Here is a 20,416-nt window from a genome sequence, read left to right as displayed (position 1 = left end):
CTGGCGTGCGTCTAGAGCTCTCGCGGGTCGTCCGTGACGTCGGTGATGGCGACGTGGACGGCGACAGCGCCGGCCAGGGGCGCGAGGTCGCCGAGCAGGGTCCGCAGGCACGAGGTCGCGGCGCGGCGGACGGCGGCGGCGAGCGGGAGCAGTGGCTCGTCGAACGCGGCGACGATCTCGATCGTGACGGCCACGAGCCGGTCGTCGTCGTCGGTCGAGCAGGTGATCGTGAGCGGCGCGGCACCCGGCACCGCGGCGACGTTCTCGCGGAGCGTCGCGACCACGATGTCGGCCGCGACGAAGTAGTCCGCCGCCCCGACGGGGGTCGCGGTGCGACCGCGGACGGGAGCAGAGGGGCGGAAGGCGGACAAGGCCCGGAGGAGTGCGTTCTCCCTCACGACGGTCCACCCTCGGTCGGTGTGGCGCCGTAGCGCCTGCGTGGCGCGGTCGAGGACGGCGTCGTCGCTCATCGCCATCCCTCCATCGTCTCGGCCAGCGTGGAACGGGCCCGGTGGAGGAGCCCGCGTACGGCGTCGTGGGTCGTTCCGAGGATCAGCGCGATCTCGGCATAGTGCAGCCCTTCGATCTCGCGCAGCAGCCAGCACGACCTCTGCAACGGTGGCAGACCGAGCAGGGCGATGTCGAGGGCCTCGACGAGCGCGGTGTCCACGGCGTCCTGGTCGGGTCGGTGCGACGTGGTCTCGACGAGATCGTCGGGCAGGGGCTCGGTCCGCAGCGCAGCGCGGCTCCGGTGCCGATAGGCCTGACGGGTGGCGATCCCGAAGAGCCAGGTGCGCGGGGTGGACTCGCCGCGGAAGTCGGCGAACCCGGTCCACGCGGCGACCAGGGTGTCCTGGAGGCAGTCGGCAGCCGTCTCGGGGTCGCGGACCATCCGCAGGACGTAGCGGTAGAGCGCGGGGCCGTGCCGGTCGACGAGCTGGGAGAACGCGTCCCGATCGCGGAGGGCAGCCCGGCGTGCGAGCGACAGGTCCGAGACCGCCCCCGAGACGCCACCCTCGTCGAGGGGTTCCATCCGTCCGACGATATCGATCCCCGACGGACTCGCCAGCGGCACGGCATGTGTGACGTAGATCACACTATTGAGTGCGTGACGTATGACCCGTAGGTCGGCACTCACTGGGGAACGTCCCAGACCGCCCGGCACGGGCGGACCAGCCTGAGCACGAGGAGCCGACGATGAGCGAGCAGAGCACCCCCACCACGGGAACCGCGGCTGCGGGGTCCGCGGCGCGACCACGGGACAACGGTCCGGCCCGTGCCCCACGAGAGAGCTCGGAGCACGTGTCGGCCCTTGCCTCGGAGCACGGCACCACGACGATCGCGGACCAGGTCGTCGCCAAGATCGCGGGTATCGCGACCCGCAACGTCCAGGGCGTCTATGCCGTGGGCGGGGGAGCGGCTCGGGCGTTCGGCGCCATCCGCGAGTACATCCCCGGGAGCGGCAGCGACACCACCTCCGGCGTCCACGTCGAGGTCGGCGAGCGGCAGGCCGCAGTCGACCTGGACCTGGTCGCGGACTACGGGGTCTCGATCGCCGACCTGGCGCAGGCGGTCCGGCGGAGCGTCATCACCTCGATCGAACGCATGACCGGGCTCGAGGTCACCGAGGTCAACATCGACGTCAACGACGTCCATCTGCCCGACGACGACGCCGACTCGAGCTCAGGGCGGTCCTCGTCGCGGGAGCAGGCCTCAGGCAGCGGTGAGGGCGAGGAGGGTGGCGGGCGAGTGCGATGACCACCTCGTCACCGCAGTCCTCCGGGTCCCCGACGTCCGGCCGGGACGCGGAGCCTGCCGCCCCGACACCCCTGGACGTCGCGGCCGCGTTCGATGCCTCGCCCGTGGGGCGGGACCTCGAGGCCGCCCCCCTTCGTTCGTCTCGTGCGTCTGCGGGTGACGAGGAGGACCTGGCGGACCGGGTGGTGGCGGCGGTGCTCGCTGTCCCGGGAGTCGTGCGTCTGCACGCCGGGGCGTTCGGGGAGGTCGCCACATACCTCCCAGGTCGCGCCGTCACCGGGGTGCGGCTCCGGCCCGACGAGGCCGAGGTGCACCTGGTGGTCTCCGCCGGGCGCCCCATCCCGGAGGTTGCCGGCAACGTCCACGAGGCCGTGCGCACCCTGGTCTCGGGGCCGGTCCACCTCTTCGTCGAGGACGTCGAGTCCCCGCCGACAAGATCGCCCGCGCCCTGACCGGGCGCCGTCCAAGGAGTACACATGTCCGTGTCCACGACCGGTCTTCTCACCGGCCTCCTGCTCGCCATCGCCGCGATCCTCGGGGGCTTCTGGGGGTTCCTCCTCGCCGTCGTCCTCGGCGGCGTCGGCTGGGTCGTCGCGGCCCAGATCGAGGGGCGGATAGACCTCGGCGCCGTCTTCCACAGCCGACGCCATGTCTGATCAGGCCTGGGCCGGCGACGTCCTCCTCGACGCCCCGCGGCCCGACGTCCGTGCCGAGCCGGTCGACGCCGCGGACCGGGGCGTGCTGCGGGTCGCTGACCGTGTGGTCGACAAGGTCGCCCGCGCGGCGGTGCTCGGCGTCGCCGGCGTCGCGCCCGCTGCCGCCACGGCCGGGACGGTGGGGAGAGCCCTGGGCAGGAGCTATCCCCAGGTCGTGTGCTCACGAGCCGGCGACCGTGCCCGTGTCCTCCTCGAGATCGCCCTGGTGTGGCCCTACCCGGCCGCCCGGGTCGCTCGCGAGGTGTGCGAAGCCGTGACCGACCAGCTCCTCGCTCTCGCGGGGGTGCACGTGGACGAGGTCCGTACGACCGTCGCTCGCATCGTCGACCCGTCCGACGTCGCCGGAACACTCAAGGAGCAGCGAGTCCGATGAGCACACCCACGGCACCGTCCACGCAGACCGTCCCCGCCCCTGCCAGGTCGCCCCGGGCCGGGCTCGCGCTGACCTCGTGGGCCTTCTTCCTGGCGATCGTCCTGCTCGCCGTCGCGGTGCTCGCCGGGCAGGCGTCGTTCGTGGCGGTGCAGGGGGCCGGCACCAGCTGGATCGCCTCGCTCGTGGACTCCCTGGACGGCCTGCAGCCCGAGACGTGGGTGGGGGCGGCAGGCGTGGTCATCGCGCTGCTCGGCCTCTGGTTGGTCTGGCAGGCGGTGCGTCCCCGTCCGCGGACCACCCGGCGGATCTCCGCCGGCAGCGGGATCCACGTGCGCTCTGCCGACGTCGCCCGCTGGGTGAACGCGACGGCCCGAGACGTGCCCGGGGTGCTGGACACCAGCACCTCTGTCTCTCGTACCGCGGTCCGGGTCACGGTCCGCTCGACCGGCTCCCCGGACATCCTCGACGACGTCCGCGCCGAGGTCTCCCACCAGCTCTCGGCGTTCGAGCAGCCGCCGCGCCTGACCGTGCGCTCGGGCGAAGGGCAACGATCATGAACCGCACCGTCCTGCGACTGGACCGCGCCCTGCTCGCCCTCGCCGGCCTCGTGCTCGTCGTCGTCGGCGTCGCCGCTCTGCTGTGGACGACGGGAACCCTGGCCGAGATCCTCGACGGCGTCCCCGACGCGATCGACACGGGCGCCGCCCAGGACGCCGTGTCCCAGCCGTGGTGGCCCTACGCGACCGGTGCGGTCGCAGTTCTCCTCGCGGTCGTCTCGCTGTGGTGGATGCTTGCCCACCTGCCGGCCCGCTCCGTCCCCGAGCAGGACCTGCCCGGCTCCACCCGCACCATGCGCCTGCGGATCTCCCGAGACGCCGTGGCGAACGCGACGGCCCGTGCGGCCCAGCAGATCCCTGCCGTCCACCGAGCGACCGCCTCCTTGCACGACGAGGGCCCCGAGCTCGTCCTGAGCCTGGTCGTCACCGTCGACCCGGCGACCGACCTGCCCGCCCTCGCCGCCCGGCTGGACCGCCTCCTCGCCGACGCCGCGACCGTCCTGCCCGACGACCGGCTCCGCTCGCGCACGACCCTGCGGATCAGGAGCAGCCGCCGACGCGACCGCACGGCACGGGTCGCCTGAGCGCCACGGCGCCGCGGGCCTCCACGGTACGTCGCGGCCTGAGGGTGCACGGCAGACGACGGCCCGTCGTGGCACCACTACCCTTGACGCTCGTGAAGGTCACCATCACGACGCTCCAGATGCACCGCCCGTCGTCGCGGGTGCCGCGCGCCCTGCCCGACGAGGTGCGCCTCGAGCGGACCGTCGCCGTCGCTCCCGAGTACGCCCGCTTCCTCTACGGCCTGGTCGGCGGGCCGTGGTTCTGGACCGACCGGCTCGGCTGGACGCGTGAGCAGTGGGTCGAGGAGCTCGAGGTGCCGGGGACGGAGTTCTGGGTGCTCTACGGGGAGGGCGGCCCGTGGGGATACGTCCACCTGCATCCTCTCGTCGCTGCTGACGGGACTCACGTCGAGATCCGGTACTTCGGCCTGGTTGAGCGGGCGATCGGTCGCGGCCTGGGCGGCCCGCTCCTCGAGCACGGCATCGGGGCCGCCTGGTCGCTCGCCGAGCGCACCGACGTCCCGCCGACCACCCGCGTCTGGGTCCATACCTGCACGCTCGACGGTCCCGCGGCGCTCGCGAACTACCAGGCGCGGGGTCTGGTGGTCTGCGGGACCGAGGAGGCCGACGAGGACATGCCTGGCGAACCCCTCGGCTCCTGGGTCTCCACGGGCGGCCCGGCCTCGGCCGTCGCTCGGCCGATCGGGTAGTGCGCCGGAGGGCCGTGCGTCGACGTCGTGACGGCGTTCCGAAGGGCGCTCATCGAGTCAGCGCAGGTGGCGCGACCGGGTCCGGACGGCAAGCCCGGCGCACAGGACGACGGCGAGGCCGCCGGCGACCGTGGGCCACGTGAGGTGCTCGCGCAGGAGGAGTGCGGCCCACAGGATGCTCAGGACCGGTTGGACGAGCTGCACCTGGCTGACCTGGGCCATGGGGCCCAGGGCGAGACCGCGATACCAGGCGAAGAAGCCGAGGAACATGCTGACCACGGCCAGGTACGCGAAGGCCGACCATTGCGCGGCCGTCGCGGTGGGCGTGCGGTCCGTCGCCGACCAGACCGAGAGCGCGAGCATCAGAGGCGAGGACAGCACGAGGGCCCAGGACACGGTCTGCCAGGAGCCGAGCTCGCGAGCGAGCAGGCCACCCTCGGCGTAGCCCACCGCTGCCGCGAGGACCGCGCCGAACAGCAGCAGGTCCGACCAGTCCAGGGCGACCTGGTCGCCGCCCTGAAGACCCGCGAAGAAGAGCGCGGCCACTGCGCCGAGGCCCGCGAAGACCCAGAACGGCGCAGGCGGTCGTTCCGTGGTGCGGAGCACCACCAGTGCCGCGGTCACGGCAGGCAGCAGTGCGACGACGACCGCTCCGTGGCTCGCCGCAGCAGACTGGAGCGCGAACGACGTCAGCAGGGGGAAGCCCACGACCACGCCGGCCGCCACGACCGCCAGGCGGCCCAGGTGCGCGCGGCGGGGGAGTCGCTCGCGGGCTACCACGAGGGCTGTCCCGGCAAGGACCGCGGCCACCACGGCGCGAGCCGAACCGATGAACAGGGGGTCGAGGCCCTCGACCGCGACCTTCGTGAACGGCACCGTGAACGAGAAGGCAACGACGCCGAGCAGCCCCCACCCGAGTCCCGAGGGCTTGGATATCACAGAGCTCGCACGCGCGATAGCGCTACTATCTAGTCTCATGGACAACGATAGCAGTGGTCGCCTCGTCGCCGCGCTCAGAGAGTGGGTGGCGAACGCCCCGGCCGGTGCGCGGCTGCCCTCGAGCCGGGCGCTGTGCGCCGAGCACGGCGTGAGCCCGGTCACGGTAGCCAAGGCGGTGCGAACCCTCGCGGCGCTCGGGCTCGTCGAGTCCAGACCCGGCGTCGGCACCTTCGTCCGACTCGTGCGCACGCCGCGTCCCTCCGACCACGGATGGCAGACCGCTGCGCTCGGGGCACCGCACGGCCGCCTCTCGAGGACGTCCGGGACCCAGCGCGCCGTGCCGCCCGACGCGATCGGGTTGCACTCCGGCTACCCCGCCCGTGAGCTCCTGCCCGAGCGTCTCGTGCGCGCTGCGATCACGCGTGCGGCCCGTACCGAGGCAGCCCTGACCCGCGCACCGGCCGACGGCCTGCCGGAGCTCCGGGCCTGGTTCGCGACCGAGCTCGCGGCCGTCGCGCCCGTCGGGGTGACACCGGCGACGGCACGCGACGTGCTGATCCTGCCGGGCAGCCAGAGCGGCCTGAGCTCGATCTTCCGAGCCGTCGTCGGCGCCGGGAGGCCGCTCCTCGTGGAGTCGCCGACCTACTGGGGGGCGATCCTCGCCGCAGCGCAGGCCGGGGTGGACCTGGTCCCCGTCCCGTCGGGTCCCCGCGGCCCGGACCCCGACGACGTCGCGCGAGCGTTCGAGCAGACCGGTGCCCGCGCGTTCTACGCCCAGCCGACCTATGCCAACCCGACCGGGGCCCAGTGGTCCGAGCAGCTCCGCCTCGACGTCCTCGGCATCGTCCGGCAGCACGGCGCGTACCTCGTCGAGGACGACTGGGCGCACGACCTGGCCATCGACACCGAGCCCTCGCCGGTCGCCGCGCTCGACGACGACGGGCACGTGGTCTACCTCCGGTCGCTCACCAAGAGCGTCTCGCCCTCGCTCCGCGTCGCCGCGGTCGTCGCCCGCGGGCCCGTCCGCGAACGCATCCTCGCCGATCGCGGCGCCACGTCGATGTACGTCTCCGGGTTGCTGCAGGCCGCTGCGCTCGACGTCGTCACCCAGCCTGCCTGGCGCAGCCACCTCCGCAGCGTCAGGACCCAGCTGCGCGCACGCCGCGACCTGCTCGTCGACGCCTTGCGCGAGCACGTCCCCGACGCCCTCCTCGAGCACGTGCCCTCCGGCGGGCTGAACCTGTGGCCGCGCATGCCGGACGGGACTGACCTCGCGCAGCTCGCCCGGGAGTGCGAGGTCAGGGGAGTTCTCGTCGCCCCGGGGGACGAGTGGTTCCCCGCCGAACCTGCCGGCCCGTACGTCCGGCTCAACTTCTCCGGACCCGACCCCGAGCGTTTCCGGGAGGCCGCGCGGACGATCGCCGAGGCGCTCCGCTCGCTGCCCTGACGAGCGTCCGCCGTCTGCCAGCGCCGGCGCCGGCCGCCACCCGCTGGCGGCCGGACGCCGGAGCGCTCATCCCGCCAGCGTGCTGCGCTCGTGCAGCCGGCCCGCGGCGTCGAGCTCGAGGACGGTGTCGATCCCGAGCCGTTCGAGGAACGCATGGTCGTGGCTGACCACGAGCATGGCGCCGCGGTAGCCGTCGAGCGCCTGCGCGAGCTGCTCGACGCTCGCGATGTCGAGGTTGTTGGTGGGTTCGTCGAGCACGAGGAGCTGTGCGGGCGGGTCCGCGAGGAGCAGCGTGGCGAGGGACACGCGAAAGCGCTCCCCTCCTGAGAGTGAGGCGACAGGACGGTCGGCACCGGCGCCGCGGAGGAGGAGGCGGGCGAGCTGGTTGCGGATCGCCCCGGTCTCCATGCCCGGCGCGACGGCCTTGACGTTGTCGACGGCGCTCGCGTCCTCGAGGAGACCGTCCAGGCGCTGCGGGAGGTAGCCGACCCGGTCCGTCAGGAGCGTCCCGTGCGCGCGTCCCTCGACGGGGGCGCTCCCGCTCACGAGCTGCTGGAGGAGCGTCGACTTCCCCGACCCGTTCGGCCCGACCAGCGCGACCCGTTCCGGGCCCTGGACGACGACGTCGCGTCCCTGGCCGTGCAGCTCGGCGAGGCGGCGGCCACGCGGTACGTCGGGATCGGGCAGGACGAGGTGGATGTGCTCCTCCTCGCGGACGCGCGCGTCGGCCGCGTCGACGGCGGCCTGCGCGGTCCGGACCTTGTCGTCGGCCGTCGACCGCATCGCCCCGGCGGACCCTTGCGCCTTGCTCGCGCGTGCACCCGCGAGGATCTTGGGGATACCGCCGTCCTTCTGGGTCTTCCTGGCAGTGCGCTCACGGCGGGCGAGCTTGGTCTCGGCCTCGACCCGCTGGCGCTTCTCGACCTTCAGGGCCTGCTGCGCCCCGCGCGCCGCCTGCAGCGCTGCGGCCTGCTCCTGCTCCTGGTGGGCCGCCCAGGCGCTGTAGGGGCCGCCGTACATCCCGAGCGAACCGGCGTGGAGCTCGGCGGTGTGGTCCATGTGCTCGAGCAGCTCGAGGTCGTGGCTCACGACGACGAGCGTCCCGGGCCAGGTGTCGACGAACCGTGCGAGCGTGGCTCGGGTCGCGCGGTCGAGGTTGTTGGTCGGTTCGTCGAGCAGCGTGATCGCGGTGCGCCGGATGCGGAGCCCCGTGATGGCGATGAGCATCGCCTCGCCGCCCGAGACCTCGGCGACGCGCCGGTCGAGGTCGGCTGCGCCGAAACCGATCTCGTGGAGGGCCTCGTCCGCGCGGGACTCGATGTCCCAGTCGTCACCGATCGCTTCGAAGTGGCGTTCGTCGACGTCGCCCGACTCGATCGCACGCAGTGCCGCGAGGACCGTGTCGATCCCGAGGAGCTCGGCCACGGTGGTCGAGCCGGTGAGGGTGAGGGTCTGCGGGAGGTAGCCGACGTCGCCCGCGAGGTCGACACGACCCGAGGTGGGGGTGAGCCGCCCGGCGATCAGGCGCAGCAGGGTGGACTTCCCCGTGCCGTTGCGGCCCACGAGCCCTGTGCGCCCCGTGGTGAACGTGCCGTCGAGCCGGTCCAGCGCGACGCTGCCGTCGGGCCACTCGAACGAGAGCTGGTGGAGGGTGACGGCTGATCGGATGGCCATGGAACGTGCTCCTTCGGCCCAGGAGAGGGCGGTAGGTCTGAGGAGGGGACGAGCCGGTGCCGTCCGCGGACGACGTCCTCGGTGCCCCTCGTCGTGGCGGCGTCCTCGTCGCGACCCGGGCGTGCGAGGGCGCGTCCGTGCGAGAGGCTGCCGCGCAGGTCGAGGGAGCTCCCCGGGGAGCGGTGCGCGGACCGGCGGGCGAGGGACACGACCGACCACGGTCCGGGGTGAGGGAAGGGCTCGTGAGGGTGGCCGTCAGCACAGGGTCCAGCCCAGGTCGACGACGGGGGTCGCTCGATCAGGGAGGGCGGGGTGTCGCGGGCCGGGATCCACGAGGGTCCACCGGTGGTCGGTGCGTCACGAACGTGCCGGTACGGCTCCTGCTGGGCTCAGCAGCGAAGCGTCTCCGCGGACGCCGGCGTCGGCGACGAGGAGGAGGGGTCATTCACCCAGGGTGCGAGGCACGCCTGACGAACAGTGATGGCCACCGGCAGCTCGGTGGCTAGATTCTGTCGACCTCGATATCCATGCCAGCGAGCATACCTGCTGCGCGAAGCGGCCCCGTGCGGCCCCGTGCGGCCCCGTGCGGCCCCGTGCGGCACGTGCCGCGCCCTGCGGCCGCCGACCGTGTCGAGGTCCGGCCGCCGGTTCCGACCACGGGGTGAGCGTGCCACGCTGGGCACGACGGGACGAGAGGAGAGACCCATGGCCAGGTACCTGGTGGGTGTGGACTTCCGGGCAGGGGCCGATGAGACCCCGATGGACGAGTGGGCACCCGAGGAGGTGACGGCGCACCTCGAGTACTACGGGGTGCTCAACGCCGAGCTGGTCGCGAGCGGGGAGCTCGTCGAGACCGTGGTCCTCACGGGCCCCGACCTCGCCAAGGTGGTGCGTTCGGACGGCACCGCACCGGTCGTCACCGACGGGCCGTTCGCCGAGTTCAAGGAGTGGCTCGCCGGCTACCAGATCGTCGACGTGGAGTCCGAGGCACGGGCGCTCGAGATCGCCGCGCGTGTCTCGGCGGTGCCCGGGCGCGGAGGCAGGCCCACGCAGCAGCCGATCCAGGTGCGCCGCCTCATGGACGACTCGCCGTCGGACGCTGCCGAGATGGCCGCGTTCCTCGACACGGCCAAGGGAGCGGGCTGATCGCTGCCACGGCCGTCGAGGACCTGCTGCGCGATCTCGCGCCGCAGGTCCTCGGCACGCTCGCGCGCCGCTCGGGCGACTTCGTGGGGGCCGAGGACGCCGTCCAGGAGGCCCTCCTCGTGGCCGTGACGACGTGGGGTGCCGACGGCGTCCCGGAGCACCCCCGCGCCTGGTTGCAGCAGGTGGCCTCACGGCGGCTGGTCGACGCCCAGCGCAGCGAGATCGCCCGACGGCGCCGCGAGCGGGCGCTCGCGGCGAGCCAGGTCCCGGGGGCCGAGCCGTCTGCGCGCGACGACTCGCTCGCGCTCCTGTTCGGCTGCTGCCACCCGGACCTGACGCCGCCGTCGGCCGTCGCGCTCACGCTGAGGGCGGTCGCCGGCCTGACCACCGCCGAGGTGGCGCGTGCCTACGGCGTGCCCGAGTCGACCATGGCGCAGCGCATCAGCCGTGCCAAGCAGACGGTCGCGGCGTCGGACCGCCCGCTGGTGGTGCCGGGACCAGGGGAGTGGCCGGCGCGGCTCGGGCCGGTCCTGCACGTGCTGTACGTCCTGTTCACCGAAGGCCACACGGCGTCGACCGGCCCCTCGCTGCGCCGAGTGGGCCTGACCGACGAGGCGATCCGGCTGACCCGGTGGCTGCACCGCGCGGTCCCGGGCGACCCCGAGGTGAGCGGGCTGCTGGCCCTGATGCTGCTCACCGACGCCCGGCAGCCCGCCCGGACGGACGCCGCCGGCGACGTCGTGCCCCTCGCGCGGCAGGACCGCGCGCGCTGGGACCGCGTCCTGATCGCCGAGGGCCTGTCGCTGCTCGACAGGACGCTCGTCCGGGGGGACGTCGGCGAGTACCAGCTCCAGGCCGCGATCGCCGCGGTGCACGCCCGGGCGCAGACGGCCGAGGACACCGACTGGCCGCAGGTCGTCGACCTCTACGAGCTGCTCGAGCGGATGACGGGCAGCCCCGTCGTCACGCTCAACCGGGCGGTCGCGGTCGCCATGGTCGAGGGGCCGGACGCCGGGCTCGCGGTCCTCGAGGGGATCGGCCCGGTCCCGGGCGACCCGCACCGGATCGACGTCGTGCGCGCACACCTCCTGGAACGAGCAGGGCGCCCGACGGCGGCGCTCGAGCACTACCGTCGGGCGGCGGCCCGCGCGACGAGCCTTCCGGAGCAGCGGCACCTGGCCGCCCAGGTCGCGCGCCTGGCAGGGGGCGCGGGCTGACTCCGCCGCGCACGACTCCGCCGAGGTCCCTAGGCTGGTCCCAGCGATCCGGCGACGGTCACCGGAGGTCGCCCGCTCGAGCGGACGAGGCACCCGAGCCGAGGTGGGCACATGGGCACCGCACCGGAGGAGAAGGCTCCCGCAGCGACGGGGAACAGGCGGCTCATGCTCCTGCTCGCGGCCGCGATGTTCGTCCTGGTCGTCGACACGTCGCTCATGAACGTCTCGATCTCGGCCGTGGTCGAGGACCTCGACACCACGGCGAGCGGCGTCCAGTCGGCCATCGCGCTCGAGGCTCTGGTCTCTGCCGCCTTCATCCTCATCAACAGCAAGGTCGGCGACCTGATCGGGCGCAAGCGGGCCTACGTGCTGGGTCTGCTCGCGTACGCGACCGGCGCCCTGGCCATGACGCTCGCGCAGAGCCTCACGGCGATCGTCGTGTTCTGGGCGATCATCGGCGGGCTGGGCGCGTCGTTGCTGCTGCCCGCGATGCAGTCGCTGATCCACGGCAACTTCTCGGGCGCCGACCAGAAGAAGGCGTACGCGCTGGTCGGGGCCTCCGCCGCGATCGCCGCGGCGGTGGGCCCGCTCCTCGGCGGGTTCGTCACGACCTACCTGTCCTGGCGGGTCGGGTTCGCGCTCGAGGTGGTCATCATCGCCGTCGTCCTGAGCCAGATCGGCCTGGTGCGGGACGTGCCGTTCACGGGCTCTCGCCAGGTCGACCTCGTGGGCGCGGTCCTGTCCGTGATCGGCATGGGCGGGGTGGTGCTCGGCATCCTCGTCTGGCAGGAGGGCGGCGAGCTCGTCGGTGTGCTCCTGGCCGTCGGGGTCGTCGCGCTCGTGCTCCTCGCCCGATGGCTGGTCCGGCGCCAGCGCGCGCACCGGGTGCCGCTGCTCGACCCGGACCTCTTCCGCCATCCGCACTTCACCACGGGTGTCACCGGGCAGATGCTGCAGCAGATCATGCTGGGCGGCGCGATGATCGCGCTCCCGCTCTTCTTCCAGATGACCCTCGAGTACGACGCCCTCCAGGCCGGGCTCTCGCTCGCCCCCTTGTCGCTCACCATGTTCGCGGCAGCGGTCGTGGCGGGCCGGCGGTCCGGGTCTCGCCGCCCCGCCGCGATCATCCGCGCCGGCTTCGTGCTGGCGAGCGTCGGGATCGCGCTCGTCATCCCGTTCGTCCCGCGCGTGGACAGCGGCTGGTACCTCGTCCTCCCGCTCGCGATCACCGGGTGCGGCCTGGGCCTGCTGGTGTCCCAGCTCAACAACTACACGCTCGCCCCGGTCGAGGAGGAGCGCGTCAGCGAGGCGGCGGGCGTCAACTCGGCCGCTGGATCGTTCGGCCTGTCGTTCGGGCTCGCCATGGCCGGGGGCCTCATGCTCGCCTCGCTCTCGCTCGGGTTCACCCAGATGACGCAGAGCAGCGCGGTCATCCCCGCCGCCGAGCAGCAGCAGATCGCCGCTGCGCTCGAGGAGGACGCGGAGGTCATGAGCACGTCCCGGCTCGCCGAGCAGATCACGGGTCAGCCCCCGGCCGTGGAGGCCGAGGTGCTGGCGATCAACGACCGGGCGCGCAACCGGTCGCTGCAGGTCGCGCTGCTCGTCCCGCTCCTGGCCGGACTGCTCGGGCTGGGAAACTCGTTCCGTATGCTGCGCCTGCCAGACCAGAAGCCGAGGTCGTCGCTCGACGGCCTGGACCTGGGCTGACCGGCCGGTCCTCCCCGCGTCGTCACGGCCGTGCCGGCCCGGGGAACCCCGTCCAGCGCAGCTCGACCGGCAGGTGGGCCATGTCGTTGAACAGCACGAGCGTCGGCGGCTGGCTCGTCCGGTACTCGATGACCGTCAGCGCGGCGTTGGCGCTGCTCAGGCCGAGCCACCGGGCGTCCGGCGCGTCCATCGCGTGCCGCACGAGCCACGCGACCGGGTAGTCGTGCGTGACCAGGACCTCGTGGACGTCGGCGGTGCCATGGGCCACCGGGCCGGGCGCCGACGCGAAGCGCGCGACCAGCGCGTCGGCGGTCCGGCGCCCCGCGCTCGCCTCGGCGTCGTCGTAGCCGTCGAAGAAGCCGACCCACGGCGCGGGCGTCTCGGCCGGCGCGGGGACGTGGGGGACGTGGTCGACGAGCTCGGGAGCCTCGGCCAGGACCGCGTGCGGCACGTGGCGCGCCAGCTCGTGCGCGGACGCGACGGCCCGGGGCAGCGGGGAGTGCCAGACGGCCGTCACGGGCACCCGTGCGAGGCGCTCGCCCAGCAGGTTCGCCTGCCGCCTCCCCACGGCCGTGAGGTCGCCGAACGCGTCGGCCGCCCCGTGCCGAGCGAGGTACAGATGTCTGGTCCCCATGGATCGTCCCCTCGGGTCAGGTGCTCGTCGTGACGGTGCCGGCGGTGCCGTCGATCGTGACCGGGCTGCCGTCCGAGATCAGGACGGTCGCCCCCGCGATCCCGAGGACCGCGGGGATGCGGCGCTCGCGGGCGATGATCGCCGCGTGGGACAGGACCCCGCCGGTCTCGGTGACGACGCCCGCGGCGATCCGCAGCAAGGGGGTCCACGCGGGATCCGTGAAAGGGCAGACGAGGACGTCGCCGGGACGGACGCGGGAGAAGTCGGACGGGCCGCGGACGACCCGCGCGGTGCCCGTGGCGACGCCGGTGCTGCCCGCCGTGCCCGTCAGGCGGTTCGCCCGAGGCGCAGGTGGCCCGGCCGGGGAGGGGCGGGCCGGGTGGGAGGGGCGGGCCGACGGCGAGGGCGCCCCCTGGGTCGCGGACGGCATCGGCGGCATCGGTGGAAGTGCGGCGGTGACGGGCCGGGCCTGCAGGACCCAGATCCGGCCGTGCGTGATCGCCCACTCGACGTCCTGCGCTCCGCCGAGAAGCGCCACGACCCTCCGTCCGACGCGAGCGAGCCGCCTCGCGGTCTCGTCGTCGAGCGCGGGCCGGATCCGTCCGTCGGCGGGCACGTCGCTCAGGGTGAGTCCGGTGCCGCGCCGGTCGAGGCGGATGCGCTTGTCGGCGACGGCTCGCCCGACGCTGCCGTCCGCCGCGACACGGTAGGAGTCCGGGGTCACCGTGCCTCCGACGACGCTCGGGCCGAGGCCCCACGAGGCCTCGATGACGGTCACGCCGTCCGGTGCGGCGGGCGCGAACACGACCCCCGAGATCTCGGCGTCGACGAGCCGCTGGACCAGCACGGCCATGGACCCGGCGTCGGCCGGCTCGTCGTGCGCGGCGCCGCGGCGGTACGCGGTGGCACGCGGCGAGTGCAGCGAGGCCCAGCAGGCGCGCACGGCCTGCGCGACGCCGTCGACCCCCTGCACCGCCAGGACGCTCTCGTGCTGACCCGCGGCGGACGCCTCACCCGTGTCCTCGGACGAGGCCGACGAGCGCACGGCGACCGGCGGGTCGCCGAGGGCGGCGAGCCCGTGGGCCAGCCCGTCGAGCAAGGCCGCGGGCAGCGGCGCGGCCGGCCCGGCGCGGGAGGGGCCCTCCGGTCCGTCGACCGCGACGTCGGGACGCTCGTTCCCGAGGGTGTCGTGATGCGCGTCGAGCGGCACGACGAACCCGTCAGGCACGGCGAACCCGGCGCGCAGGAGCATGCCGAGCGTTCCCGCCTTGCCTCCGCAGGTCTCCTGCGTCGCCTCCGAGAGAGGGATGAGCATCCCGGCCACCTTCAACAGAGTGTTGACAACAATTCGTTGATTCTGCAGGATCCTCGTATGGCACGCAAGGACGACCCCGCATTGAGGGCACACGCCGCTGACGCGGCGCGCGCCGACCACGACCAGGCGCGCCGCGAGCACGTAGCGCGCGAGCACCTGCTGAGCCTCGGGGCGGACGCGCTCGCGAACCGCCCGTGGCAGCCCGCGCCGGTCCCGCCGTCGGCCGTGGACCTCGCTCGGTTCGCGCTCTGGCGCTCCACGGACCTGGCTCCGGGGGACCTGCTCAGCGCGCTCGCGCTCCTGCCCGCTGCGCGCGCCGAGGTCGACGGGCTCGAGGACGGCCTGCTGTTCACGGCCCGCAGCGCAGGCCTGACGTGGGCCCAGATCGCCGACGCGATGGGGTTCAACTCCCCGCAGGCCTGTCAGCAGCACTACCACCGGCTCGCGGCCAGGCAGGGAGACCGCTCGTGACGCAGGACTCCCCGGTCGACCTGCTCGTGCTGCACGCGGTCCGGATCACCGGGTTCGCCGACGTCCCGGCTCTCGCTCGCCGGTTCGGGACCGGCCTGGACGAGACGACCGAGCTGCTCGAGGACGCCGAGGCGCGCGGCTGGGTCCAGCGGTCCGCCTTCGCGGGGCTCGGCGGCTGGTCGCTCACGGTCGCGGGGCGCACCGAGAACGAGCGGCAGCTCGCGAGCGAGCTCGCACGCACGGGGCGCGAGGGCGACGTGGGCGAGGCCTACCGGGAGTTCCTCCCGCTCAACGCGCGCCTGCAGCGGGCCTGTACCGACTGGCAGCTGCGGCCTGCGCCCGGCGACCGCCTCGCCCCCAACGACCACACCGACCCCGCGTGGGACGCCGGGGTGCTGGGCGAGCTCGCCGCGATCGACCGCGACCTCGCCCCGCTCGGGCGACGCCTGAGCGACGTGCTCGCCCGGTTCCGGGGCTACGACGAGCGGTTCGCCACGGCGCTCGGTCGGGTGCAGGCGGGCGACGGCGGCTGGGTCGACCGCACCGACGTCGACTCGTGCCACCGGGTCTGGTTCGAGCTCCACGAGGACCTTGTCGCGACCTTGGGCGTCGACCGGGGCGCGGGGGCCTGACCACCGCGCGCACGGCGTGCCGGCCGGTCCTCTGGTGGGGGCGTCGGTCCGCGAGGACCCTCCGTCGAGGCGCGAGGGGTTGACGGGCCACCGTGTGTGAGCGCTAACATGCTCGTGCCCGGCACTGGTGCCGAGCAGCCACGGGCACCGCGCCCGGCCCGCCCGCCCTCCTGAGCCGCCCGACGACCCCCGGGTCGCCCGAGCCCGACGCGCCCGCCCCCGCTCCGCCCGGAGCCCGCGAGCGCCCCGCACCCTCCGAGCCGCCGCCCGTCGGCGGGTCGGTTCCGAACACCGTCGTTCGAACGGAAGAGAGCACTGATGAGCACGCACGCAGAAGCGGTCGTCACGAGGCGCCCGAGACCGCACCCGGGAGCCCGCGCCGTCGCAGCCCTCCTCGGGGCCGCCCTGGTCCTCACGGGCTGGGCACCCGTCGCCGCAGCGGCCGACGGCGGGCTCCCCGCCCCGGTCCTGGACCTGCGCTTCGAGGGTGACCTGGCCGACGCCTCGTCGGCGGCGCACCCGGTCACCGTCAAGGGGCACGCGGGATCGACGACGACCAACCTGGGCTGGGGCCCGGGGGTCGCCGAGGGTTCGCAGGCCGTCGAGCTGGGAGGCAGCACGTTCCTCGACCTGGGCGCGTCGACCGACCTGCAGCCCGAGGACCTGACGCTGTCGTTCTGGCTGCGACCCAGCGGGAAGATGACCGGTGAGCAGGTCGTGAGCTGGAACAAGGGCGCGTACAACTCGGACGGCTGGTACCTGTCCTCCGAGTCGGACACGTCGCCGCTCGCGCTGTCGGTCGGCCCGGCGTCGGGCCAGCCCTACAAGGTCCGGGTGGCCTCGGCGGACCGTGCGTCGTTCCTCCCCGCGGACGAGTGGACGCACCTCGTGGTCACGTACGACGCGGCGACCAAGGACGTGGCCTTCTACCGCAACGGTGAGCAGGTCCCGGCGACCGTCGCGAGCCCGATCGGCTCGGGCGGCGCGACCGGCGTCCTGGGCTCGTCGCCCACGCTGCCCAAGACCATCGGGTTCAACGGACCGTCCTACAACGGCTCCTACCTGCGGGCGGGGCTCGACGAGTACCGCCTGTACGACGGCGTCGCGTCGCTCGCCGACGTCGTCGGGCTCTACGAGGAGTCCGGCCGGGTGATCGACCGCGAGGCCGTCGCGCAGGCGGACGCCGACGGGCTCACGCTGCCCGAGCGGGTCACGGTCGCGCTGATCCTGTCGGCCAAGGGCTCGCGCGGCTCGGCCGTCACGTGGGCCTCGTCGGCCCCGGACGTCGTCGCGACCGACGGCACCGTGAACCGGCCCGCCGAGGGCGAGGACGATGCCGAGGTCACCCTGACCGCGACCGCGCGCTACCTCGACGGCAAGCCTGTCACGCGCGAGTTCCCCGTGGTCGTCCCTGCGCTGGTGTCGATGGACCCGCTCGAGAACAGCGGCCTGCCCTCGGTCCTGCTGTCGGACGACTTCCTGAACAACGCCGCGTCCAAGGAGCAGGACTACCTCCTGAGCCTGAGCTCGGAGAAGTTCCTCTACGAGTTCTACAAGGTCGCCGGCCTGGAGCCCACGACCCCGCAGGGGTACGGCGGCTGGGAGCGCAGCGACGCGGTGAACTTCCGCGGCCACGCGTTCGGGCACTACATGTCGGCCCTCGCGATGTCGTACTCGGGCACGCCCGACGGTGCGACCAAGGACGCGCTGGCGGCCGAGATCGTCGCGGCCGTCGACGGCCTCGAGCGGGTGCAGGACGCCTACGGCGCGGCCCACCCGGGCAGCGCGGGCTACGTCTCGGCGTTCCGTGAGAGCGTCCTGGACCAGGTGCAGGGCACCGGGCCTTCCGACGAGAACGTGATCGTGCCCTGGTACAACCTGCACAAGGTGCTCGCGGGCCTGCTGGACGTCGCGGAGTACGTCGACGGGCCCACGGGGGACAAGGCGCGCGAGGTCGCGACCGGGTTCGGCCTGTACGTGTCCGGCCGGGTCTCGAAGCTCCCGAGCACCGACGTGCTGCTGCGCACCGAGTACGGCGGCATGAACGAGGCGCTCTACGAGCTGTTCGACCTCACCGGCGACGTCCGCATCAAGGACGCCGCCGAGGCCTTCGACGAGGTGACGCTCTTCCGGCAGCTCGCGTCGGGCCAGGACGTCCTGGCGGGCAAGCACGCCAACACGACGATCCCCAAGCTCATCGGTGCGCTCAAGCGCTACACGGTGTTCACGCAGAACCCCGAGTACTACGACCTGCTGACCCCGCAGGAGAAGGAGGAGCTGCCGATGTACCTCGCGGCGGCCGAGAACTTCTTCGACATCGTGGTCGAGCACCACACGTACGTGACCGGTGCCAACAGCCAGTCGGAGCACTTCCACGCGGCCGACTCGTTGTTCGACCGGGCTGCGAACCAGGGGACGCACGCCAACGCGGAGACGTCCGAGACCTGCAACGAGTACAACATGCTCAAGCTGTCGCGCGAGCTCTTCCGGCTGAGCAAGGACGTGCGGTACGCGGACTACTACGAGAACACGTTCATCAACACGATCCTCGCCTCGCAGAACCCCGAGACGGGCACCACGACGTACTTCAACCCCATGGCGCCCGGGTACCACAAGGTGTTCAACCTGCCCTTCACCGAGTTCTGGTGCTGCACCGGGACCGGCATGGAGAACTTCTCCAAGCTGGGCGACTCGATCTACTTCACGGGGCAGGGATCGGTCTACGTCAACATGTTCTTCAGCTCGACGTTCGAGCACGCGGAGCAGAACCTGGTGCTGACCCAGTCCGCGAACCTCCCCAACGAGGACACGGTCCGGTTCACGGTCGGTGCGCTCGACGGCGGAGCGGTCGCCGAGAGCACCACGCTGCGCCTGCGCGTGCCCGACTGGATCGCGGGCGAGCCGGCCGTGACCGTCAACGGCGCCACGGTCACCCCGATCGTCTCGCGCGGCTACGTGGTCCTGGCCGACGTCCGGGCGGGTGACGAGATCGCGTACACGATGCCGCTCGACGTCACGCTGCACAGCACGGCCGACAACGAGAGCTTCGTGGCCTTCAAGTACGGTCCCGTGGTGCTCAGCGCGGGGCTCGGCACCCGTGACCAGGGCGGCTCGGTGGGCACCGGGATCCTGGTGCGCATCTCGACGTTCGACCCGGACGCGCAGACGACCATCACCACGGAGGGCATGGACGCGGCCACGTGGAAGGAGCATCTCGCGGAGAACGTCGTGCGCATCGAGGACTCGGCCGCGGGCGACGTGCAGTTCGTGCTGAAGAACACCTCGGACGCGGGCGACCTGGTGTACGCCCCGCACACCTCGCGCTGGAACGAGCGCTACGGCATCTACATGAACCTCGAGGAGCCCGACGGCCAGGCCGCGCAGGACCGGATCCTGCGGGCCAAGCAGGAGGAACGTGCGAAGGACCTGACGATCGACAGCCTCACGAGCTTCGACAACAACAACTTCGAGAACGCGAAGAACCTGCGCTCGAGCTCGTCGGGCGTCGGGGTGTTCGCGGGGCGCCAGTACCGTGACGCCCAGGCGGGCGGGTGGTTCAGCTACGACCTGGAGATCGACCCGGACGCGGACGAGAACTACCTGGGTGCGACGTTCTACTCGGGTGACCGCGGGCGCAGCTTCGACGTGTACGTCGACGACGTGCGGCTCAAGACCGTCACCGTGACCGACAAGGCGGAGAACAAGGACGAGCAGGGCTTCTACGTCGACTCGACCGAGATCCCGGCCCGGTTCCTCGAGCTCGGCCCGGACACCCGCTACAAGAAGGACAGCAGCGGGAACCTCGTCCTGGACGAGGACGGTCAGAAGATCCCCGTCGTCACGGTCCGCTTCCAGTCGACGGGCGGGCTCGTGGGCGGGTTGTTCGGGGTCAGGACGGACCGCTCGGCGGTGTTCGACAGCATCCCGGAGCTCTCGGGACTCTCGTTCGACACGGGCGTCCTCGCCCCGGAGTTCTCGCCCGCGCACGCGGGCTACGAGCTCCGGGTCGCGCCGGGGACGACCGCGGTCACGCTCGACGCCGACCCGCACGTGGCGAGCGGCCTGGTCAGGGTCGACGGGATCCTGGTCGACGACACGATCGGGCGCCGGGTCGCGCTCGCCCCTGACGGCGGTCCGACGACGGTCGAGATCACGGCGGTCGCGCAGGACCACACGACGTCGACGACCTACACCGTGACGATCGTCGCGGCCGACGCCCCGGCCGAGACCGTCGAGATCGCCGTCGACGTCACGCCCCGCTGCGTCGCGGGCAAGGTCCAGCTCGCGGTGCGGGCCGTCAACGGTGAGGCCGTGCCGGTCGACGTGAAGATCACGACGGCGTCGGGCGTGAAGTCCTTCACCGGGGTGGCGCCGGGCAAGAGCGCGTCCCAGACGTTCGCCGTGCGGGCCTCGAGCCTGGCCGCGGGCAGCGTGACGGTGTCCGCGAGCGCGGTCCTCGACGGTGCTCCGGTGACGAGCGTGGTCGAGGTCGAGCACGACTCGCTCACCTGCGGCTGACAGGTCGCCGGGCCGGTGCGGCCGGGACGTGCTCCCGGC

The 20,416-nt window shown here is 73.1% G+C and carries 20 protein-coding genes; 14 read left to right on the top strand and 6 right to left on the bottom strand.

All coding sequences use genetic code 11. From position 1 onward, the window contains the following. Positions 1-11: 11 nt before the first annotated feature. Together ACFWFR_RS02255 and ACFWFR_RS02250 are read right to left on the bottom strand one after the other, a co-directional pair. Positions 12-470: a hypothetical protein gene (locus ACFWFR_RS02255; RefSeq protein WP_377620899.1), complete on the bottom strand. Its 459-nt coding sequence runs from the start codon at positions 468-470 to the stop codon at positions 12-14. After that, positions 467-1,033, bottom strand: coding sequence for an RNA polymerase sigma factor (locus ACFWFR_RS02250; RefSeq protein WP_377620897.1), 567 nt, complete (start codon positions 1,031-1,033; stop codon positions 467-469). Before ACFWFR_RS02250 ends, ACFWFR_RS02255 begins: the two co-directional genes overlap by 4 nt. A 164-nt stretch (positions 1,034-1,197) precedes the next feature. Here ACFWFR_RS02250 and ACFWFR_RS02245 point away from each other — a divergent pair, with 164 nt between their 5' ends. From ACFWFR_RS02245 to ACFWFR_RS02215, 7 genes are all read left to right on the top strand, one after another. Then, complete coding sequence (locus ACFWFR_RS02245) at positions 1,198-1,758, top strand: Asp23/Gls24 family envelope stress response protein (RefSeq protein ID WP_377620895.1); 561 nt, start codon at positions 1,198-1,200, stop codon at positions 1,756-1,758. After that, positions 1,755-2,210 (top strand): hypothetical protein, encoded by a 456-nt coding sequence (locus tag ACFWFR_RS02240; protein ID WP_377620894.1) that lies wholly within the window; start codon positions 1,755-1,757, stop codon positions 2,208-2,210. Before ACFWFR_RS02245 ends, ACFWFR_RS02240 begins: the two co-directional genes overlap by 4 nt. Positions 2,211-2,234: 24 nt before the next feature. Then, positions 2,235-2,414 carry a DUF2273 domain-containing protein gene (locus ACFWFR_RS02235; RefSeq protein WP_191802341.1) on the top strand — a complete coding sequence of 60 codons (180 nt, stop codon included), beginning with the start codon at positions 2,235-2,237 and terminating at the stop codon, positions 2,412-2,414. Further along, complete coding sequence (locus tag ACFWFR_RS02230; RefSeq protein WP_377620892.1) at positions 2,407-2,847, top strand: Asp23/Gls24 family envelope stress response protein; 441 nt, start codon at positions 2,407-2,409, stop codon at positions 2,845-2,847. Before ACFWFR_RS02235 ends, ACFWFR_RS02230 begins: the two co-directional genes overlap by 8 nt. After that, on the top strand, positions 2,844-3,404 hold the full coding sequence (locus ACFWFR_RS02225) for a DUF6286 domain-containing protein (RefSeq protein WP_377620890.1): 561 nt from the start codon (positions 2,844-2,846) through the stop codon (positions 3,402-3,404). Before ACFWFR_RS02230 ends, ACFWFR_RS02225 begins: the two co-directional genes overlap by 4 nt. Beyond that, positions 3,401-3,988: a hypothetical protein gene (locus ACFWFR_RS02220; RefSeq protein ID WP_377620888.1), complete on the top strand. Its 588-nt coding sequence runs from the start codon at positions 3,401-3,403 to the stop codon at positions 3,986-3,988. The genes ACFWFR_RS02225 and ACFWFR_RS02220 overlap by 4 nt, the downstream gene beginning before the upstream one ends. A gap of 92 nt (positions 3,989-4,080) precedes the next feature. Beyond that, on the top strand, positions 4,081-4,677 hold the full coding sequence (locus ACFWFR_RS02215) for a GNAT family acetyltransferase (RefSeq protein WP_377620886.1): 597 nt from the start codon (positions 4,081-4,083) through the stop codon (positions 4,675-4,677). A gap of 57 nt (positions 4,678-4,734) precedes the next feature. Here the strand turns inward: ACFWFR_RS02215 and ACFWFR_RS02210 are convergent, their stop codons facing one another. After that, on the bottom strand, positions 4,735-5,655 hold the full coding sequence (locus ACFWFR_RS02210; protein ID WP_377620884.1) for a DMT family transporter: 921 nt from the start codon (positions 5,653-5,655) through the stop codon (positions 4,735-4,737). Here ACFWFR_RS02210 and ACFWFR_RS02205 point away from each other — a divergent pair. Next, a complete protein-coding gene (locus tag ACFWFR_RS02205; RefSeq protein WP_377620883.1) occupies positions 5,654-7,063 on the top strand; it encodes a PLP-dependent aminotransferase family protein in 1,410 nt (469 codons plus the stop codon). The genes ACFWFR_RS02210 and ACFWFR_RS02205 overlap by 2 nt on opposite strands. A gap of 66 nt (positions 7,064-7,129) precedes the next feature. On the opposite strand, the gene ACFWFR_RS02200 is transcribed toward ACFWFR_RS02205, so the two are convergent. Further along, the gene (locus ACFWFR_RS02200; RefSeq protein ID WP_377620881.1) at positions 7,130-8,737 is read right to left on the bottom strand and encodes an ABC-F family ATP-binding cassette domain-containing protein; all 1,608 of its coding nucleotides are present in this window, start codon (positions 8,735-8,737) and stop codon (positions 7,130-7,132) included. Positions 8,738-9,442: 705 nt separating this feature from the next. Here ACFWFR_RS02200 and ACFWFR_RS02195 point away from each other — a divergent pair. The 3 genes from ACFWFR_RS02195 to ACFWFR_RS02185 all read left to right on the top strand — a co-directional run bounded on the left by ACFWFR_RS02195 (position 9,443) and on the right by ACFWFR_RS02185 (position 12,807). Next, on the top strand, positions 9,443-9,883 hold the full coding sequence (locus tag ACFWFR_RS02195; RefSeq protein ID WP_377617652.1) for a YciI family protein: 441 nt from the start codon (positions 9,443-9,445) through the stop codon (positions 9,881-9,883). Further along, positions 9,880-11,100, top strand: coding sequence for an RNA polymerase sigma factor (locus ACFWFR_RS02190; protein WP_377620927.1), 1,221 nt, complete (start codon positions 9,880-9,882; stop codon positions 11,098-11,100). The genes ACFWFR_RS02195 and ACFWFR_RS02190 overlap by 4 nt, the downstream gene beginning before the upstream one ends. Before the next feature lie 111 nt (positions 11,101-11,211). Then, a complete protein-coding gene (locus tag ACFWFR_RS02185) occupies positions 11,212-12,807 on the top strand; it encodes an MFS transporter (RefSeq protein WP_377620880.1) in 1,596 nt (531 codons plus the stop codon). Positions 12,808-12,829: 22 nt separating this feature from the next. On the opposite strand, the gene ACFWFR_RS02180 is transcribed toward ACFWFR_RS02185, so the two are convergent. Together ACFWFR_RS02180 and ACFWFR_RS02175 are read right to left on the bottom strand one after the other, a co-directional pair. After that, positions 12,830-13,441: a histidine phosphatase family protein gene (locus ACFWFR_RS02180; RefSeq protein ID WP_377620878.1), complete on the bottom strand. Its 612-nt coding sequence runs from the start codon at positions 13,439-13,441 to the stop codon at positions 12,830-12,832. A gap of 16 nt (positions 13,442-13,457) precedes the next feature. Further along, complete coding sequence (locus tag ACFWFR_RS02175) at positions 13,458-14,756, bottom strand: PEP/pyruvate-binding domain-containing protein (protein ID WP_377620876.1); 1,299 nt, start codon at positions 14,754-14,756, stop codon at positions 13,458-13,460. Positions 14,757-14,813: 57 nt separating this feature from the next. Here ACFWFR_RS02175 and ACFWFR_RS02170 point away from each other — a divergent pair, with 57 nt between their 5' ends. The 3 genes from ACFWFR_RS02170 (at position 14,814) to ACFWFR_RS02160 (ending at position 20,377) form a co-directional block, all read left to right on the top strand. Next, positions 14,814-15,227 (top strand): DNA-binding protein, encoded by a 414-nt coding sequence (locus tag ACFWFR_RS02170; RefSeq protein WP_377620875.1) that lies wholly within the window; start codon positions 14,814-14,816, stop codon positions 15,225-15,227. Beyond that, positions 15,224-15,859 carry a transcriptional regulator gene (locus ACFWFR_RS02165; protein ID WP_377620873.1) on the top strand — a complete coding sequence of 212 codons (636 nt, stop codon included), beginning with the start codon at positions 15,224-15,226 and terminating at the stop codon, positions 15,857-15,859. The genes ACFWFR_RS02170 and ACFWFR_RS02165 overlap by 4 nt, the downstream gene beginning before the upstream one ends. Positions 15,860-16,177: 318 nt before the next feature. Then, complete coding sequence (locus ACFWFR_RS02160; protein ID WP_377620872.1) at positions 16,178-20,377, top strand: beta-L-arabinofuranosidase domain-containing protein; 4,200 nt, start codon at positions 16,178-16,180, stop codon at positions 20,375-20,377. Positions 20,378-20,416 lie beyond the last annotated feature (39 nt).

Origin of the sequence: Oerskovia sp. NPDC060287, from assembly GCF_042726775.1 — a bacterium.
GTDB classification, from domain to species: domain Bacteria; phylum Actinomycetota; class Actinomycetes; order Actinomycetales; family Cellulomonadaceae; genus Oerskovia; species Oerskovia merdavium.
The sequence above is the reverse complement of the archived record's forward strand: the minus strand, read 5'-3'. Positions and strand labels throughout refer to the sequence as shown.

What these genes read in the sequence shown, in the direction of transcription:
- ACFWFR_RS02160 (WP_377620872.1), top strand. Translation starts at nt 16,178, where the DNA reads ATGAGCACGCACGCAGAAGCGGTCGTCACGAGGCGCCCGAGACCGCAC.
- ACFWFR_RS02220 (WP_377620888.1), top strand. Translation starts at nt 3,401, where the DNA reads ATGAACCGCACCGTCCTGCGACTGGACCGCGCCCTGCTCGCCCTCGCC.
- ACFWFR_RS02185 (WP_377620880.1), top strand. Translation starts at nt 11,212, where the DNA reads ATGGGCACCGCACCGGAGGAGAAGGCTCCCGCAGCGACGGGGAACAGG.
- ACFWFR_RS02230 (WP_377620892.1), top strand. Translation starts at nt 2,407, where the DNA reads ATGTCTGATCAGGCCTGGGCCGGCGACGTCCTCCTCGACGCCCCGCGG.
- ACFWFR_RS02205 (WP_377620883.1), top strand. Translation starts at nt 5,654, where the DNA reads ATGGACAACGATAGCAGTGGTCGCCTCGTCGCCGCGCTCAGAGAGTGG.
- ACFWFR_RS02225 (WP_377620890.1), top strand. Translation starts at nt 2,844, where the DNA reads ATGAGCACACCCACGGCACCGTCCACGCAGACCGTCCCCGCCCCTGCC.
- ACFWFR_RS02170 (WP_377620875.1), top strand. Translation starts at nt 14,814, where the DNA reads ATGGCACGCAAGGACGACCCCGCATTGAGGGCACACGCCGCTGACGCG.
- ACFWFR_RS02210 (WP_377620884.1), bottom strand. Translation starts at nt 5,655, where the DNA reads ATGAGACTAGATAGTAGCGCTATCGCGCGTGCGAGCTCTGTGATATCC.
- ACFWFR_RS02180 (WP_377620878.1), bottom strand. Translation starts at nt 13,441, where the DNA reads ATGGGGACCAGACATCTGTACCTCGCTCGGCACGGGGCGGCCGACGCG.
- ACFWFR_RS02235 (WP_191802341.1), top strand. Translation starts at nt 2,235, where the DNA reads ATGTCCGTGTCCACGACCGGTCTTCTCACCGGCCTCCTGCTCGCCATC.
- ACFWFR_RS02200 (WP_377620881.1), bottom strand. Translation starts at nt 8,737, where the DNA reads ATGGCCATCCGATCAGCCGTCACCCTCCACCAGCTCTCGTTCGAGTGG.
- ACFWFR_RS02245 (WP_377620895.1), top strand. Translation starts at nt 1,198, where the DNA reads ATGAGCGAGCAGAGCACCCCCACCACGGGAACCGCGGCTGCGGGGTCC.
- ACFWFR_RS02175 (WP_377620876.1), bottom strand. Translation starts at nt 14,756, where the DNA reads ATGCTCATCCCTCTCTCGGAGGCGACGCAGGAGACCTGCGGAGGCAAG.
- ACFWFR_RS02195 (WP_377617652.1), top strand. Translation starts at nt 9,443, where the DNA reads ATGGCCAGGTACCTGGTGGGTGTGGACTTCCGGGCAGGGGCCGATGAG.
- ACFWFR_RS02255 (WP_377620899.1), bottom strand. Translation starts at nt 470, where the DNA reads ATGAGCGACGACGCCGTCCTCGACCGCGCCACGCAGGCGCTACGGCGC.
- ACFWFR_RS02240 (WP_377620894.1), top strand. Translation starts at nt 1,755, where the DNA reads ATGACCACCTCGTCACCGCAGTCCTCCGGGTCCCCGACGTCCGGCCGG.
- ACFWFR_RS02250 (WP_377620897.1), bottom strand. Translation starts at nt 1,033, where the DNA reads ATGGAACCCCTCGACGAGGGTGGCGTCTCGGGGGCGGTCTCGGACCTG.